The sequence below is a fragment of the Streptomyces sp. NPDC127100 genome (assembly GCF_042724095.1).
GTDB lineage: Bacteria > Actinomycetota > Actinomycetes > Streptomycetales > Streptomycetaceae > Streptomyces.
This window is the reverse complement of the sequence record NZ_JBHXFL010000100.1, coordinates 1-3,688: the sequence shown is the minus strand read 5'-3', so window position 1 is coordinate 3,688 and position 3,688 is coordinate 1. Positions and strand designations below refer to the sequence as shown.

Annotated in this window: 4 protein-coding genes; 2 read left to right on the top strand and 2 right to left on the bottom strand. The window is 72.6% G+C overall.

What is annotated here, in order from left to right; genetic code table 11:
• Nucleotides 1–99 precede the first annotated feature (99 nt).
• On the bottom strand, nucleotides 100–273 hold the full coding sequence (locus tag ACFWJB_RS35400; RefSeq protein WP_385473480.1) for a CsbD family protein: 174 nt from the start codon (nucleotides 271–273) through the stop codon (nucleotides 100–102).
• 150 nt (nucleotides 274–423) lie between these two features.
• Between ACFWJB_RS35400 and ACFWJB_RS35395 the strand changes: the two genes are divergently transcribed.
• Nucleotides 424–576 (top strand): hypothetical protein, encoded by a 153-nt coding sequence (locus ACFWJB_RS35395; protein ID WP_385473482.1) that lies wholly within the window; start codon nucleotides 424–426, stop codon nucleotides 574–576.
• Nucleotides 577–609: 33 nt separating this feature from the next.
• Here the strand turns inward: ACFWJB_RS35395 and ACFWJB_RS35390 are convergent, their stop codons facing one another.
• Nucleotides 610–2,076 carry an MFS transporter gene (locus tag ACFWJB_RS35390; protein ID WP_386927422.1) on the bottom strand — a complete coding sequence of 489 codons (1,467 nt, stop codon included), beginning with the start codon at nucleotides 2,074–2,076 and terminating at the stop codon, nucleotides 610–612.
• Between the two features lie 216 nt (nucleotides 2,077–2,292).
• Here ACFWJB_RS35390 and ACFWJB_RS35385 point away from each other — a divergent pair, with 216 nt between their 5' ends.
• Complete coding sequence (locus ACFWJB_RS35385; protein WP_385473487.1) at nucleotides 2,293–3,657, top strand: FAD-dependent oxidoreductase; 1,365 nt, start codon at nucleotides 2,293–2,295, stop codon at nucleotides 3,655–3,657.
• Nucleotides 3,658–3,688: the final 31 nt, after the last annotated feature.

Sequence of the window (3,688 nt, the reverse complement as noted above, 5' to 3'; positions counted from 1 at the left end):
CACCCCCATGCTCGTGGGGGGGGGGGCCCCCGGGTGGGGCGGGGTTGCGCGCCTACCCAACACTCGCGGCCCCACCGCGGTGCCGCTTCGCCGCCGGCGTCAGTGCCGGAACACGTCCTTGCCCTTCTCCTTGGCCTGGCGTGCGTCGCCCTTCGACTGCTCGGCGCGGCCCTCGGCCGTCATCCTCTCGTTGCCGACGGCCCGCCCCACCGTCTCCTTCGCCTTCCCCTTGGCCTGTTCGGTCCTGGCCCTGGATTTCTCGTTGCCGGCCACGAATGCTCACCTCACGGCGTCGGATTGCACTGTCACCCTGGCGGGTCGCCCGTCCCGGCGGCGTCAAACCCGCGGGCTTATCGGAGGACCGGCGGGTAGAAGGACGACGTACATGGACGACAGACCAGACCCGTCGACCCGGAGGACGTCATGGCCGGAATGCTGAACCGGATCAAGCAGTTCGCGCGCAGCCCGCAGGGCCGCCGGGCGGCGGAGCAGGTGCGCCGCGCCGCCGCGGACCCCCGCCGCCGCGCGCAGGCGCAGGAGATGCTGCGGAAGTTCGGCGGCAAGCGCCCCCACTGAGCGGGCCGGGGCGGTCGCTCGCGGGACGGTTCCTCAGCCCTGCCCCGCGTGGGTGTGGCTGTGGGACGTCTCCGGCGGGCAGCCCTCGGAGGCATGGCGGTCACGGCGCCAGTCGAGGACGGCGACGGTCAGTGCGCACAGCATGGCGGCGACTCCTGAGCCGACCGACAGGGCCATGGCCTCGTGGTAGTCGTCGTGGGTGGTGTTCAGCGTCACGTAGAACAGCCCAGGCAGCGCGGCGGTGCCCACGGCGCCGCCCAGGCGCTGCCCCGTCTGGAGGGCACCGCCGGCGGCTCCCGCCATCCGCACCGGGACGTCCCGCAGCGTCATGGTGATGTTCGGGGAGATCACACAGCCGCTGCCGAGTCCGCCCACCAGCAGTGCCGGGGCCGCGAACCAGGCGGCGCGGTCGGAGGGCGCGAGCCACAGCACCAGCGCGGTCGTCCCGAGCCCCGCCATGACGGCGACGAGTCCCCAGACGGTCAGCAGCCGTCCCAGCCGCTCCACCAGGCGGCCCGCCACGGCCGCCGCGGTGGCGGACCCCACGGCGAACGGGGTCACCGCCAGTCCGGACATCAGCGGCGAGAAGCCCAGCCCGTTCTGGAAGAAGAGCGCGAACACGAGCCACACCCCGCTGAACCCGACGAAGTACAGGGCGCCCAGGCCCGCACCGGTGGCGTAGCCGCGGGTCTCGGTGAGCAGTCCCGGGTCCAGCAGCGGATCCCCTCCACGGCGGGCGACGCGGCGCTCCCAGCCGGCGAATCCGAGCAGGACCAGCAGCCCCAGCGGGAAGAGCCACCACGTACGGCGCACCCCGCCCGCCTCGGCGAGCACCAACGGCAGCATCACCGCGAGGATCCCGGCCCCCAGGAGTGTGACGCCCACCGGGTCGAGGTGTCCCCGGCGGCCGGGAGCGACACGCGGCAGCAGACGCAGGCCGAGCACGAGCGCCAGCACGCCGACGGGCACGTTGACGTAGAAGATCCACCGCCAGCCCTCGGGGCCGGCCAGCGCGAGGATCACCCCGCCGACGACCGGTCCCACGGCGCTGGAGACCCCCACGGTGGCGCCGAAGAGACCGAACGCGCGCCCGCGTTCGGCCCCCCGGAAGAGCTGCTGGATCAGCGCGGAGTTCTGCGGCGCGATACTGCCTGCGGCGACGCCCTGGGCGAGCCGCGCGGCCACCAGCAGCTCGATGCCGGGCGCGGCCCCCGCGGCGGCGCTGAACACCACGAAGGCCGCCAGGGCGGCGAGGAACACGCGGCGCCTGCCGAACGCGTCGCCGATCCGGCCGGCCGTGACGAGGGTCAGCGCGAAGGCGAGGGCGTAACCGGACACGACCCACTGCACGGACGCCGCGGAGGCGTGCAGCTCCCGCTGCATGGACGGCAGGGCGACGGCGACGATCGTCACGTCCAGGAGGGTCATGAACCCGGCGACCAGCGTCACCCACAGGGCCCGCCAGCGGTTCGGTGCCGGGCGGTCGTCCGGACGCTGCACGGGGGCTCTCCTCACGAGACGGCATGGGACGCGTTCGCCGCGCCTCACGCCTGCGTCACCCGTGACCGGGGGTTCAAACCCGGGGCAAAGCCGTACCATGGGCTCCCATAAGTCGTCCTTATGGGCTCATAGACCGGACCCGCGTACCGACTTAGGCTTGCCTCAGCTTAGGCTTCCCCGAGAGTCGATCTGTTACCGCTCGAAGGGAACCTGAACATGCCCCGCCCTCTGCGGGTAGCCATCGTCGGATCCGGCCCGGCCGGAATCTACGCCGCCGACGCCCTGCTCAAGTCCGAGGTGGCCGCCGACCCCGGCGTGTCCATCGACATCTTCGAGCGCATGCCCGCCCCGTTCGGGCTCATCCGCTACGGCGTGGCCCCCGACCACCCGCGGATCAAGGGCATCATCACCGCCCTGCACCAGGTGCTCGACAAGCCGCAGATCCGCCTCTTCGGCAACGTGGACTACCCGACCGACATCGGCCTGGACGACCTCCGCGCGTTCTACGACGGTGTGATCTTCGCCACGGGCGCCACGGCCGACCGGGCGCTGCCCATACCCGGCATCGACCTCGACGGGTCCTACGGCGCCGCCGACTTCGTGTCCTGGTACGACGGCCACCCGGACGTGCCGCGCACCTGGCCGCTCCAGGCGGAGAAGGTCGCCGTCCTCGGCGTCGGCAACGTCGCCCTCGACGTGGCCCGCGTTCTCGCCAAGACGGCCGACGAACTGCTGCCGACCGAGATCCCGCCGAACGTCCACGAGGGACTCCGGGCCAACCGGGCGCGGGAGATCCACGTCTTCGGCCGCCGCGGCCCGGCCCAGGCCAAGTTCAGCCCGATGGAGCTGCGGGAGCTGGACCACTCCCCCAACATCGAGGTCATCGTCGATCCCGAGGACATCGACTACGACGAGGGCTCGATCGCGACCCGGCGCGGCAACAAGCAGGCCGACATGGTCGCCAAGACCCTGGAGAACTGGGCGATCCGCGACGTCGGCGACCGGCCGCACAAGCTGTTCCTGCACTTCTTCGAGTCGCCCACCGAGATCCTCGGCGAGGACGGCAGGGTCGTCGGCCTGCGCACCGAGCGCACCGAGCTCGACGGCACCGGGAACGTCAAGGGCACCGGCGCGTTCAAGGACTGGGACGTCCAGGCGGTCTACCGGGCCGTCGGCTACCTCTCCGACCAGCTCCCCAAGCTGCCCTGGGACCTCGACTCGGGCACGGTCCCGGACGAGGGCGGGCGCGTCGTCCAGGAGTCCGGCGAGCACCTCCGGTCGACGTACGTCACCGGCTGGATCCGGCGCGGCCCGGTCGGCCTGATCGGCCACACCAAGGGCGACGCCAACGAGACGGTGTCCAACCTGCTGGACGACTACGCGAACGGCCGCCTGCACACACCCGCCGCTCCGGACCCGGAGGCCGTGGACGCCTACCTGGCCGAGCGGAAGGTCCGCTTCACCACGTGGGACGGCTGGTACCGCCTCGACGCCGCGGAGAAGGCGCTGGGCGAGCCGCAGGGCCGCGAGCGCGTGAAGCTCGTCGAGCGCGAGGACATGCTCAGGGAGAGCGGCGCCTGAGCCGCTGACACACGGGCGCGGCCCGGCGGGG